Source organism: Cereibacter azotoformans (assembly GCF_021391315.1).
In the GTDB taxonomy this organism is placed as follows: domain Bacteria; phylum Pseudomonadota; class Alphaproteobacteria; order Rhodobacterales; family Rhodobacteraceae; genus Cereibacter_A; species Cereibacter_A azotoformans.
Map to the genome: position 1 here is coordinate 949,386 of NZ_CP090021.1, position 17,689 is coordinate 967,074.

Genomic DNA, 17,689 nt, shown 5'->3' on the forward strand with positions numbered 1-17,689 from the left:
CTTATGCGGCCTGCTTCCGGAAGACTTCCACGGCAGAGTCAAGGCGGATCACCGGAGCGACGCTCGAGATCAGCTGCAGCTTCGGCCCCACTGCATCCGGGTCACGCGTCACCGCGACCAGCTTCGGACCGTCATCAAGGCGATATATATCCGAAAGCTTGGTAAAGGTGGATGAGACTGAGTTCGGGTCCTTGGTGAACAGATCGAACACGACATCTCCAGTTTCTGCCCGCACTAAAGCGTCAACCCTGTAGCCCGCCGTCGAGGCACCAATGACCTCAGCATCATGCGCCACCTTGGATGCATCAAAGGCCATGTCGAGCCGCTCGTACAGCCGCTCGAGCGAGCTTTCCGCCTTCGCCTTGATGGAGCGCGCAACCGTTTCGTCCACCACCTCCTTGATCAAGGTTGCCATGCTGATGATCGCGCCGCGCAACTGGTGCGCGGCCACGCGCATGAAGAGCATTGTTCCTCCGTCGAACAGGGCGCCGTAGTTGGCGCACTGCGCTCTGGCAACAGCCTGGAAGGCCCGCTCACTGAACGCGCCGCTGGTAACCTCAAAATGAGCAGCCCCATCATCGGACACCATGAAGGTATCCCCTGGCTCGGGCCAGACAGACACATCAATCATGGATCCGGTGCAGGTCGCGACCGGCATCGAAATCCGATATCGCCCATTCAGCACGTCCGTGGCAACCAGCCGCGCAACAGCGTCGTCAACGGCCTTGGCCGAGGGACCGGTCAGATGAAGAAGGTTGGAGGCTGCCATGGCGGGATCGATATGCTGGTGAGGTTGTCAATGTGCAACAGGTCGGCCGACAAAGCCAGCAGGTCCTGGTAGGTCGTCGGCTCTGGAGTGATGGGCGCTGCAACAGGAAGGTTCAGGCGCCCCAAGAATAGTTCGTCGAAGCCGATGTGCCGATGCAGGTTCGTGTCGTGGAAGTGTGTTCGGCCTGCATCAATATACTTCATCCTCGCGCAATGGTGTGTCAGGTTTCCGTGTGGACTGCCGCGCCAGTCCACTCGCGCAAAGGGTCTTGGCTTCTGCTTGATTTCAGCCTTGAGCTGCAATGCGACCGCTTCGTCGGGGCGCGCAAAGTTGGTCGCCGCCATGAAAGTGATGCCGGGCAAGGTCGCCCCATCTACCTCCACCGCAGCCGTCAGGCGCAGCTGAGCATGCACTTTGGTCCAGCGGCCTACACCGACGAGGCGCTTCCTCTCGCCAAGAATGCTGCAAAGCTCATCCACCGTCATGCGCGGCAACCGGTCCAACTCGCAACGACGGCCACCCTGTCGCACCCCCTTCGGAGGTGTGTTGACCGAATCTTAACCATTCGCCTACCGTGAACGGATTAAGAACATGGGGATTGAAGATGAGCGGACAGAGCGTTGACAACGAGAAGTTGGCCTTGCTCCGCCTGCTCCGCATCATCGTTGCCCTTCCGGCTGGTGCCGAGCGGCAAAGCCTTGTGCAGCAGCTAGCAGCAGCTCCTTCTCTTGCTCTGTTAGCAGCACCAAGCATGCGACAATTTCTGCATCCAGATCCTCAGACCTGCCACTCGGGGCTGCGCCGTCGCCCGTGATCAACCAGTGCTGGCTGACACCCATTGCCTTTGCGATCTGCTCGACCTTCAGGGCCGTCCCGCCTATGCGCCGCCCGCCGTCCCGCGCCCTTATCCAGTTGCGGATTGTGTCTGGCGATCCGGTGGCCTCTCTGCTCAGACTGGATATGGACACGCGCTCGCCGGCGCTGTTGCGCTCAGCGATCCATGCCTCGATCCGGTCTAGAACGGCCTTCATGTCCATACGGTATTTCTACCGCACTGCGCCCGAAAGGGTATCGGTAAGACAACCGTTGACATAGCGGTAAAATAACCGATAGTGAGCGGCATGCTCATGATCGATGACCTCCTCAAGAAAGCCGACGCCTACAAGGAAGCCTCTGGCATCGACAGCGACGCCACGGTCTCTTACCGCGTGTTCGGCGACAGCAAGAAGCTCAGCGCCCTTCGGGCTGGCGCTGACATCACGGTCTCGCGCTTCAACGCTGCGATGGAGTGGTTCGAGAAGAACCGGCCGACAGTGGCGGACGCCGATCAAGAAACGAAGGGGGCAGCGTGATGTCCTACGCCGCCCCCTTCTCCCGTCATGAAATCGCTTCGTCATCGAAACCCCTGTGCAAGGGTCAAGATGGAGTGATCACCGTGAAAAATCCTGCCAATTCCGACGAGCACGCCCGAACGAGCCGTCGATGGTTCTCGAACCTGTTGCGCCGGGCCTTCCCGTCGCCCTCCGAGCATGACCTGGCGCAGAAGGCGGCGGCGGTGCTCGGGGTCAGCCCCCGTCAGGTGCGGAACTGGTTGCGCGAGGAGCATGATGCCTCGCTGCGCTATGTGACCGCTGTCGTGCTCATCGCCGGCGGCGAGGTTGTGTTCTCGAAAATCGAGGGACGGAAGCAATGAGCCGGCTGATCTTCTGGCATCTCGCCGGGCGTTTCAACGAGGCGCGGTCGAACCGCGCCTTCTCCAAGCACCTGCGGCTGAAGGAAAAGGCGATGAAGTATTTTTCCCGGATTGAGAGGGCCGCGCCCCCGTCCGACGACGACGCTCCCGAGTTCGACCGGATCCTGCCCTCGGGCTGGTGGCTGGTGCCAGCCGTGATCATCGGCACCGGGATCGCGGCCATCGTCATGTGGGCCGCCGTGTCGGCGCTCGTCGCGCTGCTGCTCGCATGACATTCGCCGCCGCGCCCTCGCCTGCACCGGGCGCGGCCACTCTGCCGGGGGCGCTCGCTCCATCTGCCCCCGGCCTTTTCCATTCTGGCGCCGCCCTCCTCCCGGGGCGCGGTGGCGCCAGAACCCCCGGCGACCACACGATAAAGGGTGATGTCATGACGGACCTGGATGCGGACAAACACGGCGGCCCATTCATCTCGGGCCTCCTCGATACAGACGGTCTTGAGCCGGATGATCTGCCTTTCGCGATGCCCGATGGGATCATCTCTTTCTTGGGCTCAGTGTGGACTGGCGAGCTCGATGATTACGCCATGGTCGATATGAAGGTGGCGCTGGACGGATGCTCGATCGAGGCTGCGCTCCCCATCGAAATGGCCGAGGACATGTTCGTGGCGCTCGGTCGGGCGATTGCCGCGGCAAAGGCGATGAAGCAGGGCGAGGAAGGGGGCGACGGCGCAAAGACGCCGCCCCTGGCTATCAAGCTGGATGGCGCACCGCTGACGGCCGCCCTTGACCGCCTCGTCCGGGCGTTACCGGATCTTACCGAAGCCGGCGAAGAGACCCTTCATGGATTTCTCAGCCGCCTTGAGACCGGAGACGAGGTCCTTTTTGTCCAGGCTGATGTCCCGTGCGCATCCGCTGCACGTGAAGCTGTCGTGCGTCTTGATCCATCCGACAGTCTTCTTCGTCTTCTTTCCGCAGTTGGGGCAGGGGATGTCTAGGCTCTGCTTGTCAAACATCGGCCTCACCATTGGCATGTTTTGCAAGGTCGATGGCAACAGCGCCGTTCAGCGACTTGCGGCAGACGACAATGTCGTTCAGAAGCACCCCTGTAATAGGGTGATAGTACGTAGCCATAAGGACTCCTTTCCCTGGCTGCGTGGCAGACGGCGGGCTTCTCTCCCGCCTATGCCGGTGGTGCCCCGGTTTGGTGCTTTGCGCCGGGGTGTCGCACATGTGGTGGTCCGTTTGCGGCGGACCACCACACTCATTCCCATATCCCGATTCGAGCGCTCCGAGTCAACTTGTCGTGCGCGCATTAGTCGCGCCTTAGGTGCCGCAGCGACTTCTGCGGTTTCCTTTGCGCTGCCGCAGGGGCTGCCACAATGACCGCGCCCCTCCGCCCGTCGGATTTGCCCCGTGCCCCGCAATGGGCCGTGCTCGCCGCGCATCGCGCACAGGCGCATGGCCTTCTCCGGTTCGGCGCCTCGCCCGCGCTCGTCGCGCGGCATGCGCGCTGGGGCCGGCCGGTCTATCTCGCCTCGCCCTACAGCCTGCGGGCCCGGGCTGATGACGGCTCGTGGTGCGAGCATCGGTCGGAAGCCGCCATGCGCGATGCCGCGGTGGAGTGCGCCCGGCTGCTCGCGGTCGGTGTCAGTGCGGTCTCACCGATCGTCCAGAGCGCGGCCATGATCCATGCGACGCGGTTCCCCTCCATGCGGCTCGATCCGTTCAACGTGCCGCTCTGGGAGGAGTGGTGCCGCCCGATCCTCGATTCCTGCGCCGCCGTCGTGGTGCCCGACATCCGCGGCTGGTCGCAATCCCATGGCATCTGGCACGAGGTGCGCCTCGCGCTCGCCTGCCAGATGCCGGTGTTTGTTTATGCCGAGAGGGCGGAGCCATGATCCACCGCGGTCGGGTCACGAGCGAAGCGGAGCTGCGGCGGCTGTGGGCGGACCCGAGCCTCAGCATCACCGAGATCGGTCGCCGGCTGGGCATCACCTATCAGGCGGTCCAGCAGCGGGCTGCGCTGCGCGGGCTCGGCCCGCGGCCGGTGGCGCCCAATGAATGGGCGCGCTGGGTGCCGCCGTCGGACTTTGCCGAGATGTGGCGCGCGGGCGTAAGCCTGCGCGACATGGAGGAGGCCTTCGGCGTGGCGCACAACACGATCACGAAGGCCGCACGGCAGATGAAGCTCGGGCGGCGGAAGATCTGTCGCTGGACCGCGCTGCCTCTGGCCGAGTTCCGTCTTCGCCAGCGCCTCGCTGCGGCCGCCGCTGAAACGCGCGCGGCGATGGCTCTGCGCGAGATGGTGGACCGGCCCTACCACGGCAAGAAGGGGCTTCAGCCTGACAGGAGGGTGGCATGACGCCCGAGGACCTCGCCCGCGCGGCCGCGATCCGCACTCGCTGCCATCCGGTCCGGATCGCCGAGATCGTCGCCGAGGTCGCAGAGGCGACGGGCTGGGAGCCGCAGGAGATCACCGGCCCGCGCATGTTCGCCGGTCTCGTGCAGGCCCGCGACCTCGCCTGTTTCATCGCGCGTCGCGAGGGCTTCTCGCTGCCCCAGATCGGCAACGTCCTGCGGCGCGACCACACCACCATCGTCGAGGCGCTGCGCCGGGAGCAGCGGCGCCGGGGAGGAGCCAATGCAAAGTGACCACCCGCACGAGACCGAAGTCATCGGCGACTTCTGGGAGTATCCCTTGGCCTTTGGGGAAACGCTCTCCAGCCACGAATGGGTGCCGCTGCACATCAACCGGCTGCTGACCTCGCGCTTCGTCGCCCGGGCGCTGGCCGAGGGGCGGCGGGCCGACATCGGCACCGCGCTCCTGCTGTGGTGCGAGGCCTTCCGGCAGGACCCGGCGGGCACGCTTCCCGACAATGACTTCGAGCTGGCGCGCCTCGCGGGATTCGGTGCCGATATCGAGGGCTGGCGCGCGGCGCGTGCGGGCGCCCTCTACGGCTGGCGCGAGACCCATATCGTGAACGAGGACAGCGCCTCCGACAATCCACGCCTCGGGCACCCGATGATCGCGGGCATCGCGCGCGACATGCATCGGCGCAAGCGCGGGCGCGACCAGGCGCGCACCGAGGGCGCAAAGGCCGTCGCCCGAACGCGGGTGAAGAAGAAGCTCCTCGAGATCAACTGCACCCGCGCGGCCGAGAGCGCGGACGTGGTGACGGCCATCGCGGACTGGCTCGGGGAGCGGGATCTCTACATCACGTCGGACAATGTGCGGGCGGCGTTCGAGGCCACGCGCGGCGGGCCGAAGCTTGTGCAGTTCCAATGAGTTAACAGTGTAATCAACTGTAAATTACTGCAACCGTTACAGTAATCGACTGTAGGATTGCAGTAACCTTTCAGGCCCGGAAGTGAAATTGCCCTACAGGACAAGACAGGACCGGACCGGACAAAACAGAACCTGACAAAACACTCCTTCTGGTGGGGTGAAAGGATCAGGCGGCAGCGAGCGCGGCAGGCGTGGATGGCTGAGAAAGGGAACGGGGCCATGAGTGGAGCGAAGGCGGAAGACAGGGCGCGGGTGAAGGCGCTGGTGGTTGATCGGCTCGATCAAGCCGGGATGGTGCGCAAGCGCGGCGTGGCCGCGGCGGCGCACGAGGCGGCGATGGCGCGGCTGTGCGAGCAGCTCGCCTACATGAGCGATGAGAACCTGATGACGCTGGCCGAGGCGCTGATCGACAGCGCGCCCGATGGGGTCTGGCCGGCCGAGGTGGTGATCCGCCAGTTCGCCCGCGCGATCCAGGAGCCGCCGGCGGCCGAGCGGCGGCTGGTGTCGAGCTGGCTGGCGTCGGTCGAGGGGCCGAAGGCCGAGGCGGGCGGGCATCTGGTCGAGCTTTACCGCTGGCTGCTCAAGCATCCTCGGCCGCCTCTAGCCATGGACATGCGCGAGATCCACGAGCGGGCGGCGGAGAACGCGCGCCGCGTCGAGCTGGTGCGTGACCGGATCGCCCGTGAGACGGCGACGCGGGAGGATCGGGACTGGCTCGGCCAGTATCTGCGGGATCAGGAACAGGCCCGCGCCCTGGTCGAGGCCGGGCGCGCGCGGAAGGACGTCACGGAAGGGGATGCGGCATGATGGCTGTGAAGGTGGACAAGGTTACGTTGGCGGCGGCTCCGTGGGATCTCGGTCCACTGACGCCGTCGCAGATCGCCGGCAAGACGATCGAGGAGGCGACCTACCAAGACCCGGAGACGGGCAAGCGGGTGAACCCGAACGGGGTCATCCGCACGCGGCGTGAGACATGGGTCGGCCGCTACCATCGTCAGGGCAAGCTGACGGATGCGCAGGCGAACATTGCGGTTGAACTGTTCGAGGCTTCGGCCGGGATGCCGACCCGCGATCCGCTGGCAGCGATCATCCGGGTGGATGCCTCGGCCGGTGACTTCGATCACGAGGCCGCGCGAGTGGATCGCCGCCGCAAGTTCTTCCGCATGTGGGCGGAGGTCCCAACTTATGCGCGGCCGGTGGTTGAACACGTCATCCTCCGGGACAACTCGCTGCGCAGCATGCCTGGGTGCGTCGATGGCCGGACCGAAGCCCGCCACTTGGACCGCCTGCAGCGCGGCCTGCAAGCCTTGTGCGAGGCATGGGCCTAGCATCCGCTTGACGTTCCCAAAACAAGTGGGCATCTTGGCACCATCGCGAGAGGTGTGAAGGAGCAACTCCCGCATCCACCATAGCGCCCGCCGGTCACCCGAGCGGGCGCTTTGCATTTCACCCTCTCAACTTCGGCAGGCAGTCATGGCGCGGCTCAAGCAGGCTCCGGGACGCTTGGCAACGATGCCGTCGCGCCTGGCGTGCTCGCCGGTCCCCTCGACCGAGCGCGAGCGGCATCGCCATCGGGATGAGACGCAGCCGTGGCGGCGCTGGTACAAGACCGCGCGGTGGCAGCGGCTGCGCTGGTCGGTGCTGGTCAGGGACCTGTTCACCTGCCAGCGCGAGGGCTGTGGCCGCCTTGAAGCCGACACGTCGCTGCTGGTCGCCGACCATAAGATCCCCCATCGGGGCGACGAGGCGCTCTTCTGGGACGCCGCCAACCTGCAGTGCCTCTGCAAGACCTGCCACGACCGGGACAAGCAGCGCGAGGAGCGAAGGCCATGATCAGGCTCAAGAGAATCGACGGCTTCGGGTGGTTCCTATTCATCGGCGCGCACGCCTCTATCGGCCTGATGGATTGGGGGAGATGGCTCTTCGGCCTCCTCCTCTGGGACGATTCGGTTGAGATCGGCCTTGGCCCTCTGCTTGTGCGGCTCCACCTGTGCCGCGGCGATGAGTGACGGTCCCCTGGCCCGGCCCATCCGGAGAGGGGGGGGGCGAAAGTCTGGGGCTCGGGGTGGCGCTAGACCCGCGCCCCTAACATGGAGGGATTTTTTTCCTGTGGATCACGAAAATTCAGAGGTGGGCGGGGAGGTTGACCTGTTCGGCCTTCCGCGGCTTCCGATCCGTGATCGGCGGGGGCGCAAGTCATTCAAGAAAGACAAGGAAAATCAGGCGTTTGTATCACGTCGCGCCGCGGATGGCTGGACCCACGAGATGATCGCCGAGGATATGGGGATCGATGCGAAAACGCTCCGCAAGCATTTTTCCCGTGAGCTCTCCTCGGGTCGCATCTTCATGGTGGGCGAGATGCTGGACATCCTGCACAAGCGGGCGCGGGACGGCCATGTCCCTTCCGTCAAGGCGCTGCTGGATCGCTACGAGACCGCGGCCCCGCAGGCACCGCGCAACCGGCGGCCGGATGCGGAAGCGGATGATGAGGATGCAGATGTACCGGCTCGGCCCGCCGGCAAGAAGGAGCAGGCGTTGCGGGAGGCCCAGCAGGTGCCCGACAATTATGGCGAGATATTCGACCGCCTGAGGGGCCGCCACTGATGACGCTCGATGTGAGCTTCGCCTGCCCGGATTGGGCAGACAGATTGAAGCGTGGCCAGGTGCCGGTTCCGGCTTTGCCGCTCGACCCGGTTGCAGCGGAGGCGGCGGTCGATCTCTTCAACCTCCTGCGAATCCCGGATGTCACCGGGCAGCCGACGATGGGCGAGGTCGCTGGTGAGTGGTTCCGCGAGGTGATCCGGGCGGCTTTCGGATCGATCGATCCCGCGACGGGAAAGCGGTTCGTGGGGGAGATCTTCAACCTCATCCCAAAGAAAAACTCGAAGACGACGAACGCTGCGGCCTTGGGGCTGATCGCGCTCCTGATGAATCGGCGCCCGAACATCGACGGCGTGATCATCGGACCGACGCATGAGGTTGCCCAGAAGTGCTTCGATCAGGCAGCCGGGATGATCGATGCCGATCCCTACCTGCGGAAGCGGTTCAAGGTGATCGAACACAAGAAGACGATCCTGGACCTGCACAAGGATGAGAGCACCGGGACGCGGATGAATGCGAAGCTGAAGATCAAGAGCTTCGATCCGAAGGTTGTTACAGGCTCGATCCCGGCGTTTGCGATCATCGACGAGCTGCACCTCATGGCGGAGATGAGCCATGCGGAGCGCGTGATCGGACAGATCCGCGGCGGCATGATCACGAACGATGAGAGCCTTCTGATCATCATCACGACCCAGTCGGAGATCGTCCCCACAGGCGTCTTCAAGTCGGAACTGGATTACGCTCGCGGCGTCAGGGACGGCCGGATCACCGCATCAGTGCGCATGCTGCCAATCCTCTACGAGTTCCCGGAAGACGTGCAGCGCGACGAGGCGAAGCCGTGGCGCGACCCGAAGCTGTGGCCGATGGTCCTGCCGAACCTGGGCCGGTCCGTCACGATAGAGCGCCTGGTGCAGGACTATCGCACCGCGGTGGAGAAGGGCCCCGCCGAGGAGATCAGGTGGGCCTCCCAACACCTCAACATTGAGATCGGTCTGGGTCTCCACGCGAACCGCTGGGTAGGCGCAGACTACTGGCTGAAGAACGCGGACCACGGCCTGACCTTCGAGCACATGCTCGAAGAATGCGAGGTCATCGTATTGGGCGGCGACGTGGGTGGTGCGGACGACCTCTGCAGCCTCGCCGCCATAGGTCGGCATCGGGAGACCAGGCTGTGGCAAGCGTGGGGCTGGGCGTGGTGCGTCAGGGACGTCCTCGTCAGGCGCAAGGAGATCGCGCCCAGGCTTGAGGAGCTGCGGGACGCAGGTGAGTTGCGGATCACCGCGACGGCAGACGAGCACACCATCGAGATGGTCGAGATCTGCGCCCGTGTCCGCGATGCAGGTCTGATGCCGGAAAAGCTGGGGATAGGGCTCGATCCGCATGGCGTGGCGGCTCTGGTCGATGCCCTGGAGGCAGAGGGTTTCGACCCGAACGTGCACATCATGGCCGTTGGGCAGGGCTACAAGCTGAACGGAGCGGTCAAGGGGCTTGAGCGCCGCCTCCTTGACGGGAGGCTGCGTCACGGGGGTCAGCGCCTCATGAACTGGGCGGTCGGCAACGCGAAGTCGGAGCAGAAGGGCAACAACGTGTACATCACGAAGCAAACTGCTGGCATCGCGAAGATCGATCCACTGATCGCGTTGTTCAACGCGGCGATCCTGATGGACATGAACCCGACGGCTGCTTCTGCGGCCTTCGAATACACCGGGATGTAGGGATGGGCCTCTTCGACTTTTTCCGGAGCGAACCGCAGGCGACCCGATCGGAGCCGCCCGTGGTAGCTCAGGCGTCCGGTGACGTGCAGAGCCCGAGCCAGTGGCACGGCTTCGTCACCGGCGGTGTTTCCAGGTCAGGGGTGCGGGTCAGCGAGACCACGGCGCTCTCCATCCCGGCGACACTTCAGGCGATCCGTGTCCTGTCCGGCGTGTTCGCCATGACGCCCCTGCACTACTTCCGCCGCACCGGTGATGGCCGCGAGCGCGTGTCGGATGACATCGCAGCCCTCCTTCACGACCGGCCGAACAGCCATCAGACCGCGTTCGCCTTCCGCGAACTGCTCAAGATGGACCTGCTGCTGTCGGGGAACTTCTACGCCTATGTCAGCCGCGACTTCGCCGGCCGTCCGAAGGCGCTGACGCGCCTCAAGCCCGGCAGCGTCCTGATTGCGGAGTACTTCGATCGCTCGGAGGGGGTCACGCTCTTTTATGATGCAACCTTGCCGGACGGGTCGCGGGAGAGGTTTCCCGCCCGGGACATCTGGCACATTGCAGGCATGAGCCGTGATGGGCTGGCCGGACTGAACCCGATCCAGTTCGCGCGCGACGCCATCGGCGGGGCCATCGCCACGGCTGACCATGCCGCGAAGTTCTGGGGGAACGGGGGGCGGCCAAGCACCCTGCTGAAGACCAAGCACAAGGTGGACCCGATCGCGCGAAAGCAGATCAAGTCCGACTGGAAGGCGATCTACGGCGGTCCGTTCGGCGACGACATTGCCGTCCTCGACCAGGAGTTGGAGGCCCAGTTCCTCAGCCACGACAACAAGGCGTCGCAGTACCTTGAGACGCGCGGCTTTCAGGTCATGGACCTGGCGCGCCTCTGGGGCGTGCCGCCGCATCTGATCTTCGACCTGTCGAGAGCCACCTTCTCGAATATCGAGCAGCAGAGCCTCGAGTTCATCGTGTTCCACCTCGGCCCGCACTACGAGCGGGTGAGCCAGTCGGCCACGCGCCAGTTCGCCGCGGATGCCTATTATTTCGAACATGTCACCGACGCTCTGGTGAAGGGCGATGTGAAGAGCCGCATGGAGGCCTACTGGCTCCAGCGGCAGATGGGGATGGTCAACGCCAACGAACTGCGCCGTCGCGACAACCTCGCGCCGATCGAAGGTGGCGCCGGTGAGGAATACTGGCGCCCAGGCAACATGACGCTGGCCGGGACGCCGCCGGCGCAGCAAGCGCCGCAGGCAGCGGTGGAAACCTGAAAGGACCTCCCGAGATGACGAACGACATCACCGCGCTCGTCGCGGCTATCCGCGCGCATCCCTGGGCTATCCAGCCCGCCTATCTGGAGGCAATCGAGGCCGTCGCGGCGCGCGCTTTCGAATCGGGAGCCCTGCGCCCGGTGGCGAATGACGGCCATCAGGCGCGGCTGCAGGATAGCCTTTCGGCGGTGGCGGCTGTCGGAACTCCTCTCGAAGGGGCGCGCATGAGCACCGTGCGGGATGGCGTGGCGGTGGTGCCTGTCTTCGGCCCCATCTTTCCCCGCGCCAACATGATCAACAGTTCGGCGGGCGGGACATCGCTCGATGCGATCATGCGCGACATGCGGGTGGCTTTGGCCGACGGCAACGTCGAGCGGATCGTCATGCTCTTCGACACTCCCGGCGGCGTCGTGTCCGGTCTGGGCGAGGCGGCCGAAGCCATCCGGGGCGCCAGCAAGCCGATTTCCGGCTTTGTCACCGGGATCGCCGCCAGCGCCGGCTACTGGCTGGCCAGCCAGACGGCAGAGCTGGTGGTCGAACGCGCGGCTTCTGTCGGATCGATCGGTGTGGTTGCCTCGACATCGAGGCAGGAGGGCCCCGGCGCGGACGGCCGCCGCAGCTACGAAATTGTCAGTTCTGGCGCGCCTCGCAAGCGCCCCGATCCGTCAACGGATGAGGGTCGGGCCGCGATCCAGGAGGAGGTTGACGCCATCGAAGCCGTATTCGTCGGCGACGTGGCGAAAGGCCGGAAGACGACTGCGGCCAATGTGCTCGCCAGCTTTGGCCGCGGAGCAATGGTCCCCGCTGGCGCCGCCATTGATGCTGGCATGGCCGACAGGATCGGCACGCTCGAGGGCGTGCTGCGCAATCCCGGGCGCACCCGGGTCAACACCGGAGGTCGCCGTGCGCTGGCCGCCGCCGAAGTCGAAACGCGGCGTCGGGCCGCAGATTGGAGCTGAGAATGGACCGGATCACGGCCCTGCGAGCCCGCCGCGCGGGCATCATTGACCAGATGGAAGCGCTGGTCGCCTCGGTCGCCGATGGCGAAGACATGACTGCCGACCAGGCCGCGCAGTTCGACGCGCTCAAGGCTGAAGATGACAAGGTGGCCGCGGACCTCGCGCGGGCCGAGGATCTCGAACGTCGTCGCGCCGCCGCCGCCCGGCCGGTGCAGCCGCTGCCCGGCGTCACTCCGGCGGCGCCCGCGCCGGCCCAGGCGGCCGAGAAGGGCATTACCTTCGCGCGCATGATACGCACGATCGCCGCTGCCGGCGGCAATGCCTATGTCGCCCAGCAGATTGCCGAGGCGAACGGGGACAGCGGCCTCTTCGCGAACCAGAACATGGGGTCTGGCGTCGCGGGTGGCTTCCTCGTGCCCGAGGATGTCTCGGCTGAGGTGATCGAGCTCCTCCGCCCGGCGAGCGTCGTCACGGCGATGGGGCCGCGCATCGTGCCGATGCCGAACGGCAACCTGACCACCAACCGGCGCGCGACCGGAGCGACGTTCGGCTACGGCGGCGAGCAGACGGACGCTCCGGCGACCGGCTACACCTATGGACAGGTGAAGCTCTCCGCCAAGAAGCTCAGAGGCATCATCCCCGTCTCGAACGACCTGCTGCGTTCCGCATCCGTGTCGGTCGACCGGATGATCCGTGACGATGCGATCGCCGACGCGGCTCTGATCCAGGACCGCCACTTCCTGCGCGGTGCCGGGACGGAGTTCTCGCCCCGTGGCCTGCGCTATCAGCATCTCGGGAGTCCGTTCGAGGCGACCCATGTCCTGGTCATGACGGCGTCGCCGGACCTGCAGAAAGTGACCAACGACCTGGCGCGTCTCGAGCTCGCGCTGGCGACCCACAACGTGGTGCAGACCAATGCCCACTGGATCATGTCGCCCCGCACCGAGAGCTATCTCTCGAACCTGCGCGACGGGAACGGCAACCTCGCCTTCCCCGAAATGCAGAACGGCCGCCTGCGCCGGAAGCCCGTGCACGTCACGACCGAGATCCCGGAGAACCTTGGCGCCAGCGGCAGCGAGACGGAGATCATGCTCGCGGACCCGACCCACATCATGGTGGGCGAGCACATGGGCATCGAGGTCGCGATGTCCACCGAGGCCGCCTACAAGGATGCCTCCGGAACCATGCAGGCGGCCTTCTCGCGCGACGAGACGCTGATGCGGATGATCATGCAGCACGACATCGGACTGCGGCATCTGCCTGCGGTCGCGATCCTCACCGGCGTGACCTGGTCGCCGTCCGCCTGATGAACCGTCGGGGCCGTCGCTGACGGCTCCGCCACCTGCAGAGGGCTGACGCCCGGAGAGGAGACTTTCATGACCACCGAAATCCGCTCGATCGGCGACAAGATCAGCGTGCGCCGCGCGATTGCGAACACCGCCGCCACCGCCGGAGGTACCGGCGATGCGACCGCCGTCACTGGCGCCATCATCGACCGCGCTGCCCTCGGGTGGCCGAAATCGGCTGTGCTGGCCGTTCCCTACACCGCGACCCTGGCCGCAGGAAAGACGCTTTCGCTCGCGTACGCCTTGCAGCACGGCGATGCCTCGGATCTCGCGGACGCAAGCGCGCTCGCCAGTGCCGACGCGGCCGTGGTCGCGACCGGGCCGACCGGCGGCGGGACCTTGGCCGGTACTTTCGAGGTCAACGTCTCGTTGGCGGGCGCCAAGCGTTACGTCCGGCTGAACGTGACGCCCGATCTCTCGGCCACGGCTACCGACACCGCCGCCCTCTCTGGCGTCATCGCGTTCGGCGGCGCGGAGAGCCTGCCGCAATGACGCCCGTGAGGTTCACGAAGCACCACGGGCGCTACAACAGCGGGGAGGTCGCCGGCTTCCCTGATGCCGAGGCTGCCGAGCTGGTCGCCGCCGGCGTCGCATCGCCGCTGAATGCTCCCGCCGCTGACGAAGAAGCGGCGGAGCCGTCCGACCCGATGCCAAAGCCGAAGGCGGCCCGCAAATGAGCCTCGTGATCGTCACCCCTCCGTCGGCGCCAGTCGTGGATCTGCCGCGACTGAAGAGCCATCTGCGAATAAGCACGGGCGCAGACGATGCTCAGCTGTCGGCGCTGGAGGCGGCGGCGGTCGCGAGACTGGATGGGCCCGGCGGCATCCTCGGCCGGGCCATCCTCCCGCAGACGTGGCGCCAGACCTTCACGTCCGGCCCCTACATCCTGGCCATGCCTGACGTGACGGATGTCTCTGTGACGGCCGATGGTGAGCCGGTCGAAGCTGCTGTCGCCCTCAATGGCCGGAGGACGGTCGTCTCCCTGTTTGGCGCCGCGCGCGAGGTGACGGTCGAGTTTACCTGCGGGCTCGGTGCCGGCGATTTGGAAATCGCGAAGGTGGTCATCTGTCTGTATGTCGAGCACCTGTTCGACCGCTCTGATCTTTCGCCGGCCTATCACGAACTGGTCGACAAGCTCTGCTGGGCGCGCGTCTGATGGATAGGATCAGCGAACGTGATGGCGCGGCGCGCCTTCTGGATGAAGTCGCATTTGACGCGCCGATCGAGATTGCCGACGGATCGGGCGGGACGACGGCTGATTGGGGCGAGCGCCTGATCTGCCGAGGTTCGATCCGTTATCTCAGGGGCGGGGAGACGATACAGGCGGCCCGCCTGGCTGGCCGACAGCCGGTGGTGGTCTCGATCAGAGACAGCGTCGAGGCGCGGGCGGTTGGGACGGACTGGCGCATGCGCGACGTTGGGCGCGGCGTGGTCTACAATATCCGGTCAATCGTGCCGAGCGATGATCGTCGCTGGCTCGAGATCACCGCGGAATCTGGGGTGGCTGTCTGATGCCTGTGAGCCCATCCGTCGAGCTGCAAACTGCCGTCTACCAACTGTTGACCGCACCGGGCAGCGCCACGCTGGCGCTCACCGCCGGGCGTGTTTACGACAACGTGCCGTCCCCAGCGGCCTTTCCCTATGTGTCCTTCGGCCCGTCCGATCATGTCGAGGACGATGCCGACGGCATCCCGGCCCGCATCGAGACGCTCCAGCTCGACGGCTGGACACGCGACAGCGGCAAGCTCCGTGGCGCGCGGGAACTGGCGGACGCGATCAAGGCAGACCTGCATGGAGCATCGGTCGAGTTCACGGCCAACGCCCTGGTGCAGATCCGCGTCCGCCCGGTGCGTGTGTTTCGCGATCCGGACGGGATCACCGGGCATGCGGTGGTACCCATCGAAGCGACGATCGAGGAGGTCTGATGTGGGTCCAGTTCTCGCGGGAGTTCTGGTGGCGCCCAACGCCCCAGGCAAAGATCCGCTACCTTCCCGGCATGAAGCTGAACGTGACGCGGGCCTGCGCATCGGCAGCAATCGCGGCGGGCGCCGCGGAGGAGGTGCGGCGTGGCAAGGATCCTGAACCTCGCCCGGCTCGAGCGAAAGCTGCGGCGCCTGCCCACGGCCGCGCTGGCCGAGATCAAGCCGGCGATGGAGGCGGCGGCCAAGGAGATGGTCGCGATGATGAAGAGCCTCGTCCCTGAAGACACGGGCGCCCTGAAGGACAGCATCGGCTGGACCTGGGGCAAGGCTCCGAAGGGCTCCATGGTCATTGCGGCGGTCAAGGCGAGCCTCGGGGGCGAGCTGACGATCACGATCTACGCTGGCTCGCGGGACAAGGGCCTCGGCGACATGGACGCCTACTACGCGCGGTGGGTCGAGTTCGGCACGCAGAAGATGACGGCTCGCCCCTACTTCTACGTGAGTTACCGCGCCAACAAGAAATCCGCCGGCCGCAAGATCCGCGCAGGCGTGCGGCGCGCGGCGAAGAAGGTCGCCGCCGGCGGCTGATTTTTCACCGGCCAGCATCGGCCTCACTGGCACCGCCGCGGCGGGCCCTTTCACATGGAGAACCACACATGGCCAGACCTGTCACCGCCAAGGCGGGCGCTTTCACCGTGTCGCTGTCGAACGGTGCCACGCCCGCCGTCTTCGCCGCCCCCTGCGGCTTCACCTCGAAGTCGCTGGCCCTCTCGAAGAACCTGTCGGAGATCTCGATCCCGGACTGCGACGATCCGGACGCGCCCGACTGGCTCGGTCGGGATGTGCAGAGCCTGTCGGCATCTGTCAGCGGGGAGGGCGTGCTCGCCGCCTCGGCCATCCCGGCGTGGCTGGCCGCGTACGAGAGCACCGACAGCATCGAGGTCGAGGTGGAGATCGCGTTCTCGGCCGGTGTGCTCAAGTATCTCGGGCGCATGCACGTCGAGTCCCTGACCATCGGCGCGGAGCGTGGCCAGCGCTGCACCATCGCGGTCTCGATGCAGTCCGACGGCGAGATGGTCGGAACCTGGACGGCGACGCCGTGAGCCGCAGCGCGGAAATCACCCTCGACTGGGCGGACGGGACGTACCTGTTCGCACTGAAATGGGGCCAGCTGGGCGAGCTGCAGGAGAAATGCGACGCCGGTCCCTACGTGGTTCTGGGTCGTCTTGCGGATGGTTCCTGGAAGGTCGGCGACATCTCGGACACGATCCGCCTCGGCCTGATCGGCGGCGGCATGGCGCCCGCCGCTGCGCTCAAGAAGGTCCGAGCCTACGTCGAGGACCGCCCGCCCTTCGAGAACCTGCAGCACGCGCAGGCCATCCTGTCGGCGGCGCTGCTGGGCGCGCCGGAGGAGCGGACGGGAAAGCCGCGCGCGGGAGGCCGGAGGGCGACGCGCTCCCGCGCGGAAAGATCCGCTTCGCCCGAATCTACGGCACCGGAGCCGCCATCGGCCTGAGCGTAGCCGAGGTGAAGGACATGTCGGTCTGGGAGTACGCCGCCGCCGTGGATGGGTGGATCGAGGCGAATTGTCCGGAAGAGGCCGGCAAGCTCACGCCTGAGGACGAGGACGACCTGTGGGCTATGGTGCAGCAGAAGATGGGGGAGCGGTGATTGCGTCCATCATCTGCTTCGTGCTGGTGTGGCCATTGATGCTCGCGATCGGAAATAGCCGGTCGAGTGGAACGGCCAGCCTGGCGCAGCTGTCCGGCTGAAGGGTCAGTGCCACAATCCCGGCCATGGCATCCGAGATCATGCGCTCGGTACTTTCGCTTCCGGCGCCGGGGATGATCGTCACGGCCACCTTCGATCCCGGAAGGCGCTCGACGCGGTAGCGGGTCAGGAACTGGGCGGGCCTATCCATGGCCTCGGTGTCTCGCGGCATGAACAGCTGGCCGTCGCTCGTGCAGCCCGGCGTCATGGCGATGATGCTCTCGCCTACCGAGATCTGATCCAGCGTCACGGCGCCCTTCCACGCCCGGTACTCGTCGGGCGTCACGTCGAGCCTGAATTGAGAGTGAGCGGCGCCAGCCGCGGCGAGAAAGCAGATGAGCAGCATGGTCCTGCGCATGGAGAT

31 protein-coding genes are annotated in these 17,689 nt (G+C 65.9%); 26 read left to right on the forward strand and 5 right to left on the reverse strand.

Features of this window, described 5'->3' with window-relative positions; translation table 11 throughout:
• Nucleotide 1 precedes the first annotated feature (1 nt).
• The 3 genes from LV780_RS04755 to LV780_RS04765 all read right to left on the reverse strand — a co-directional run bounded on the left by LV780_RS04755 (nucleotide 2) and on the right by LV780_RS04765 (nucleotide 1,806).
• Entirely contained in the window at nucleotides 2-769 is a 768-nt protein-coding gene (locus LV780_RS04755; protein WP_147326417.1) for a hypothetical protein, read from the reverse strand.
• Nucleotides 742-1,254 carry a hypothetical protein gene (locus LV780_RS04760; protein WP_117344907.1) on the reverse strand — a complete coding sequence of 171 codons (513 nt, stop codon included), beginning with the start codon at nucleotides 1,252-1,254 and terminating at the stop codon, nucleotides 742-744. The genes LV780_RS04755 and LV780_RS04760 overlap by 28 nt, the downstream gene beginning before the upstream one ends.
• A 174-nt stretch (nucleotides 1,255-1,428) precedes the next feature.
• Complete coding sequence (locus tag LV780_RS04765; RefSeq protein ID WP_117344908.1) at nucleotides 1,429-1,806, reverse strand: hypothetical protein; 378 nt, start codon at nucleotides 1,804-1,806, stop codon at nucleotides 1,429-1,431.
• A 90-nt stretch (nucleotides 1,807-1,896) separates the two neighbouring features.
• Here LV780_RS04765 and LV780_RS04770 point away from each other — a divergent pair, with 90 nt between their 5' ends.
• The 4 genes from LV780_RS04770 to LV780_RS04785 all read left to right on the forward strand — a co-directional run bounded on the left by LV780_RS04770 (nucleotide 1,897) and on the right by LV780_RS04785 (nucleotide 3,456).
• A complete protein-coding gene (locus LV780_RS04770; protein ID WP_147326418.1) occupies nucleotides 1,897-2,121 on the forward strand; it encodes a hypothetical protein in 225 nt (74 codons plus the stop codon).
• Nucleotides 2,121-2,462: a hypothetical protein gene (locus LV780_RS04775; RefSeq protein ID WP_117344910.1), complete on the forward strand. Its 342-nt coding sequence runs from the start codon at nucleotides 2,121-2,123 to the stop codon at nucleotides 2,460-2,462. The genes LV780_RS04770 and LV780_RS04775 overlap by 1 nt, the downstream gene beginning before the upstream one ends.
• Nucleotides 2,459-2,734 (forward strand): hypothetical protein, encoded by a 276-nt coding sequence (locus tag LV780_RS04780; protein ID WP_117344911.1) that lies wholly within the window; start codon nucleotides 2,459-2,461, stop codon nucleotides 2,732-2,734. Before LV780_RS04775 ends, LV780_RS04780 begins: the two co-directional genes overlap by 4 nt.
• 155 nt (nucleotides 2,735-2,889) lie before the next feature.
• Nucleotides 2,890-3,456, forward strand: coding sequence for a hypothetical protein (locus LV780_RS04785; RefSeq protein ID WP_181969635.1), 567 nt, complete (start codon nucleotides 2,890-2,892; stop codon nucleotides 3,454-3,456).
• A gap of 10 nt (nucleotides 3,457-3,466) precedes the next feature.
• On the opposite strand, the gene LV780_RS21910 is transcribed toward LV780_RS04785, so the two are convergent.
• The gene (locus LV780_RS21910; RefSeq protein ID WP_267964959.1) at nucleotides 3,467-3,592 is read right to left on the reverse strand and encodes a hypothetical protein; all 126 of its coding nucleotides are present in this window, start codon (nucleotides 3,590-3,592) and stop codon (nucleotides 3,467-3,469) included.
• A gap of 248 nt (nucleotides 3,593-3,840) precedes the next feature.
• Here LV780_RS21910 and LV780_RS04790 point away from each other — a divergent pair, with 248 nt between their 5' ends.
• From LV780_RS04790 to LV780_RS21915, 22 genes are all read left to right on the forward strand, one after another.
• Complete coding sequence (locus LV780_RS04790; RefSeq protein ID WP_117344913.1) at nucleotides 3,841-4,359, forward strand: DUF1937 family protein; 519 nt, start codon at nucleotides 3,841-3,843, stop codon at nucleotides 4,357-4,359.
• Nucleotides 4,356-4,823 carry an AsnC family protein gene (locus LV780_RS04795; RefSeq protein WP_117344914.1) on the forward strand — a complete coding sequence of 156 codons (468 nt, stop codon included), beginning with the start codon at nucleotides 4,356-4,358 and terminating at the stop codon, nucleotides 4,821-4,823. Before LV780_RS04790 ends, LV780_RS04795 begins: the two co-directional genes overlap by 4 nt.
• Nucleotides 4,820-5,113 (forward strand): helix-turn-helix domain-containing protein, encoded by a 294-nt coding sequence (locus tag LV780_RS04800; protein ID WP_117344915.1) that lies wholly within the window; start codon nucleotides 4,820-4,822, stop codon nucleotides 5,111-5,113. Before LV780_RS04795 ends, LV780_RS04800 begins: the two co-directional genes overlap by 4 nt.
• Nucleotides 5,103-5,747 (forward strand): DUF1376 domain-containing protein, encoded by a 645-nt coding sequence (locus LV780_RS04805; RefSeq protein ID WP_117344916.1) that lies wholly within the window; start codon nucleotides 5,103-5,105, stop codon nucleotides 5,745-5,747. Before LV780_RS04800 ends, LV780_RS04805 begins: the two co-directional genes overlap by 11 nt.
• 219 nt (nucleotides 5,748-5,966) lie before the next feature.
• Nucleotides 5,967-6,554 (forward strand): hypothetical protein, encoded by a 588-nt coding sequence (locus LV780_RS04810; RefSeq protein WP_117344917.1) that lies wholly within the window; start codon nucleotides 5,967-5,969, stop codon nucleotides 6,552-6,554.
• Nucleotides 6,551-7,075 (forward strand): hypothetical protein, encoded by a 525-nt coding sequence (locus LV780_RS04815; RefSeq protein WP_117344918.1) that lies wholly within the window; start codon nucleotides 6,551-6,553, stop codon nucleotides 7,073-7,075. The genes LV780_RS04810 and LV780_RS04815 overlap by 4 nt, the downstream gene beginning before the upstream one ends.
• Nucleotides 7,076-7,259: 184 nt before the next feature.
• Complete coding sequence (locus LV780_RS04820; RefSeq protein WP_233863910.1) at nucleotides 7,260-7,580, forward strand: HNH endonuclease; 321 nt, start codon at nucleotides 7,260-7,262, stop codon at nucleotides 7,578-7,580.
• Nucleotides 7,577-7,756: a hypothetical protein gene (locus tag LV780_RS04825; RefSeq protein WP_117344920.1), complete on the forward strand. Its 180-nt coding sequence runs from the start codon at nucleotides 7,577-7,579 to the stop codon at nucleotides 7,754-7,756. Before LV780_RS04820 ends, LV780_RS04825 begins: the two co-directional genes overlap by 4 nt.
• Nucleotides 7,757-7,856: 100 nt before the next feature.
• Nucleotides 7,857-8,351, forward strand: coding sequence for a hypothetical protein (locus LV780_RS04830; RefSeq protein WP_117344921.1), 495 nt, complete (start codon nucleotides 7,857-7,859; stop codon nucleotides 8,349-8,351).
• Nucleotides 8,351-10,063, forward strand: a complete 1,713-nt coding sequence (locus LV780_RS04835; protein ID WP_117344922.1) for a terminase large subunit — start codon at nucleotides 8,351-8,353, stop codon at nucleotides 10,061-10,063. The genes LV780_RS04830 and LV780_RS04835 overlap by 1 nt, the downstream gene beginning before the upstream one ends.
• Nucleotides 10,064-10,065: 2 nt before the next feature.
• Nucleotides 10,066-11,328: a phage portal protein gene (locus LV780_RS04840; RefSeq protein ID WP_117344923.1), complete on the forward strand. Its 1,263-nt coding sequence runs from the start codon at nucleotides 10,066-10,068 to the stop codon at nucleotides 11,326-11,328.
• Nucleotides 11,329-11,342: 14 nt separating this feature from the next.
• Complete coding sequence (locus LV780_RS04845; protein ID WP_117344924.1) at nucleotides 11,343-12,287, forward strand: S49 family peptidase; 945 nt, start codon at nucleotides 11,343-11,345, stop codon at nucleotides 12,285-12,287.
• Nucleotides 12,288-12,289: 2 nt separating this feature from the next.
• A complete protein-coding gene (locus LV780_RS04850) occupies nucleotides 12,290-13,594 on the forward strand; it encodes a phage major capsid protein (protein WP_117344925.1) in 1,305 nt (434 codons plus the stop codon).
• 69 nt (nucleotides 13,595-13,663) lie between these two features.
• Complete coding sequence (locus tag LV780_RS04855; RefSeq protein ID WP_117344926.1) at nucleotides 13,664-14,125, forward strand: hypothetical protein; 462 nt, start codon at nucleotides 13,664-13,666, stop codon at nucleotides 14,123-14,125.
• Entirely contained in the window at nucleotides 14,122-14,310 is a 189-nt protein-coding gene (locus LV780_RS04860) for a hypothetical protein (protein ID WP_117344927.1), read from the forward strand. Before LV780_RS04855 ends, LV780_RS04860 begins: the two co-directional genes overlap by 4 nt.
• Entirely contained in the window at nucleotides 14,307-14,789 is a 483-nt protein-coding gene (locus LV780_RS04865) for a head-tail connector protein (RefSeq protein ID WP_117344928.1), read from the forward strand. Before LV780_RS04860 ends, LV780_RS04865 begins: the two co-directional genes overlap by 4 nt.
• Nucleotides 14,789-15,145: a head-tail adaptor protein gene (locus LV780_RS04870; protein WP_117344929.1), complete on the forward strand. Its 357-nt coding sequence runs from the start codon at nucleotides 14,789-14,791 to the stop codon at nucleotides 15,143-15,145. Before LV780_RS04865 ends, LV780_RS04870 begins: the two co-directional genes overlap by 1 nt.
• Entirely contained in the window at nucleotides 15,145-15,558 is a 414-nt protein-coding gene (locus LV780_RS04875; RefSeq protein ID WP_205029381.1) for a DUF3168 domain-containing protein, read from the forward strand. The genes LV780_RS04870 and LV780_RS04875 overlap by 1 nt, the downstream gene beginning before the upstream one ends.
• Before the next feature lie 141 nt (nucleotides 15,559-15,699).
• Nucleotides 15,700-16,143 carry an HK97-gp10 family putative phage morphogenesis protein gene (locus LV780_RS04880; protein ID WP_117344930.1) on the forward strand — a complete coding sequence of 148 codons (444 nt, stop codon included), beginning with the start codon at nucleotides 15,700-15,702 and terminating at the stop codon, nucleotides 16,141-16,143.
• A gap of 68 nt (nucleotides 16,144-16,211) precedes the next feature.
• Nucleotides 16,212-16,658 carry a phage tail tube protein gene (locus LV780_RS04885; RefSeq protein WP_117344931.1) on the forward strand — a complete coding sequence of 149 codons (447 nt, stop codon included), beginning with the start codon at nucleotides 16,212-16,214 and terminating at the stop codon, nucleotides 16,656-16,658.
• Nucleotides 16,655-17,071 (forward strand): gene transfer agent family protein, encoded by a 417-nt coding sequence (locus LV780_RS04890; RefSeq protein ID WP_117344932.1) that lies wholly within the window; start codon nucleotides 16,655-16,657, stop codon nucleotides 17,069-17,071. Before LV780_RS04885 ends, LV780_RS04890 begins: the two co-directional genes overlap by 4 nt.
• Before the next feature lie 20 nt (nucleotides 17,072-17,091).
• Nucleotides 17,092-17,226 carry a hypothetical protein gene (locus LV780_RS21915; protein WP_267964960.1) on the forward strand — a complete coding sequence of 45 codons (135 nt, stop codon included), beginning with the start codon at nucleotides 17,092-17,094 and terminating at the stop codon, nucleotides 17,224-17,226.
• On the opposite strand, the gene LV780_RS04895 is transcribed toward LV780_RS21915, so the two are convergent.
• Nucleotides 17,195-17,683: a hypothetical protein gene (locus LV780_RS04895; RefSeq protein ID WP_117344933.1), complete on the reverse strand. Its 489-nt coding sequence runs from the start codon at nucleotides 17,681-17,683 to the stop codon at nucleotides 17,195-17,197. The two genes, LV780_RS21915 and LV780_RS04895, sit on opposite strands and share 32 nt — an antisense overlap.
• Between the last annotated feature and the right edge of the window lie 6 nt (nucleotides 17,684-17,689).

Excerpts from the sequence above, each read along its gene's own strand:
- LV780_RS04840 (WP_117344923.1), top strand. The coding sequence starts at position 10,066 with ATGGGCCTCTTCGACTTTTTCCGGAGCGAACCGCAGGCGACCCGATCG.
- LV780_RS04765 (WP_117344908.1), bottom strand. The coding sequence starts at position 1,806 with ATGGACATGAAGGCCGTTCTAGACCGGATCGAGGCATGGATCGCTGAG.
- LV780_RS04760 (WP_117344907.1), bottom strand. The coding sequence starts at position 1,254 with ATGACGGTGGATGAGCTTTGCAGCATTCTTGGCGAGAGGAAGCGCCTC.
- LV780_RS04855 (WP_117344926.1), top strand. The coding sequence starts at position 13,664 with ATGACCACCGAAATCCGCTCGATCGGCGACAAGATCAGCGTGCGCCGC.
- LV780_RS04775 (WP_117344910.1), top strand. The coding sequence starts at position 2,121 with ATGTCCTACGCCGCCCCCTTCTCCCGTCATGAAATCGCTTCGTCATCG.
- LV780_RS04785 (WP_181969635.1), top strand. The coding sequence starts at position 2,890 with ATGACGGACCTGGATGCGGACAAACACGGCGGCCCATTCATCTCGGGC.
- LV780_RS04770 (WP_147326418.1), top strand. The coding sequence starts at position 1,897 with ATGATCGATGACCTCCTCAAGAAAGCCGACGCCTACAAGGAAGCCTCT.
- LV780_RS04895 (WP_117344933.1), bottom strand. The coding sequence starts at position 17,683 with ATGCGCAGGACCATGCTGCTCATCTGCTTTCTCGCCGCGGCTGGCGCC.
- LV780_RS04860 (WP_117344927.1), top strand. The coding sequence starts at position 14,122 with ATGACGCCCGTGAGGTTCACGAAGCACCACGGGCGCTACAACAGCGGG.
- LV780_RS04815 (WP_117344918.1), top strand. The coding sequence starts at position 6,551 with ATGATGGCTGTGAAGGTGGACAAGGTTACGTTGGCGGCGGCTCCGTGG.
- LV780_RS04885 (WP_117344931.1), top strand. The coding sequence starts at position 16,212 with ATGGCCAGACCTGTCACCGCCAAGGCGGGCGCTTTCACCGTGTCGCTG.
- LV780_RS04835 (WP_117344922.1), top strand. The coding sequence starts at position 8,351 with ATGACGCTCGATGTGAGCTTCGCCTGCCCGGATTGGGCAGACAGATTG.
- LV780_RS04790 (WP_117344913.1), top strand. The coding sequence starts at position 3,841 with ATGACCGCGCCCCTCCGCCCGTCGGATTTGCCCCGTGCCCCGCAATGG.
- LV780_RS04820 (WP_233863910.1), top strand. The coding sequence starts at position 7,260 with ATGCCGTCGCGCCTGGCGTGCTCGCCGGTCCCCTCGACCGAGCGCGAG.
- LV780_RS04875 (WP_205029381.1), top strand. The coding sequence starts at position 15,145 with ATGCCTGTGAGCCCATCCGTCGAGCTGCAAACTGCCGTCTACCAACTG.
- LV780_RS04810 (WP_117344917.1), top strand. The coding sequence starts at position 5,967 with ATGAGTGGAGCGAAGGCGGAAGACAGGGCGCGGGTGAAGGCGCTGGTG.
- LV780_RS04805 (WP_117344916.1), top strand. The coding sequence starts at position 5,103 with ATGCAAAGTGACCACCCGCACGAGACCGAAGTCATCGGCGACTTCTGG.
- LV780_RS04865 (WP_117344928.1), top strand. The coding sequence starts at position 14,307 with ATGAGCCTCGTGATCGTCACCCCTCCGTCGGCGCCAGTCGTGGATCTG.
- LV780_RS21910 (WP_267964959.1), bottom strand. The coding sequence starts at position 3,592 with ATGGCTACGTACTATCACCCTATTACAGGGGTGCTTCTGAACGACATT.
- LV780_RS04845 (WP_117344924.1), top strand. The coding sequence starts at position 11,343 with ATGACGAACGACATCACCGCGCTCGTCGCGGCTATCCGCGCGCATCCC.
- LV780_RS04755 (WP_147326417.1), bottom strand. The coding sequence starts at position 769 with ATGGCAGCCTCCAACCTTCTTCATCTGACCGGTCCCTCGGCCAAGGCC.
- LV780_RS04850 (WP_117344925.1), top strand. The coding sequence starts at position 12,290 with ATGGACCGGATCACGGCCCTGCGAGCCCGCCGCGCGGGCATCATTGAC.
- LV780_RS04795 (WP_117344914.1), top strand. The coding sequence starts at position 4,356 with ATGATCCACCGCGGTCGGGTCACGAGCGAAGCGGAGCTGCGGCGGCTG.
- LV780_RS04800 (WP_117344915.1), top strand. The coding sequence starts at position 4,820 with ATGACGCCCGAGGACCTCGCCCGCGCGGCCGCGATCCGCACTCGCTGC.
- LV780_RS21915 (WP_267964960.1), top strand. The coding sequence starts at position 17,092 with ATGTCGGTCTGGGAGTACGCCGCCGCCGTGGATGGGTGGATCGAGGCG.
- LV780_RS04780 (WP_117344911.1), top strand. The coding sequence starts at position 2,459 with ATGAGCCGGCTGATCTTCTGGCATCTCGCCGGGCGTTTCAACGAGGCG.
- LV780_RS04825 (WP_117344920.1), top strand. The coding sequence starts at position 7,577 with ATGATCAGGCTCAAGAGAATCGACGGCTTCGGGTGGTTCCTATTCATC.
- LV780_RS04870 (WP_117344929.1), top strand. The coding sequence starts at position 14,789 with ATGGATAGGATCAGCGAACGTGATGGCGCGGCGCGCCTTCTGGATGAA.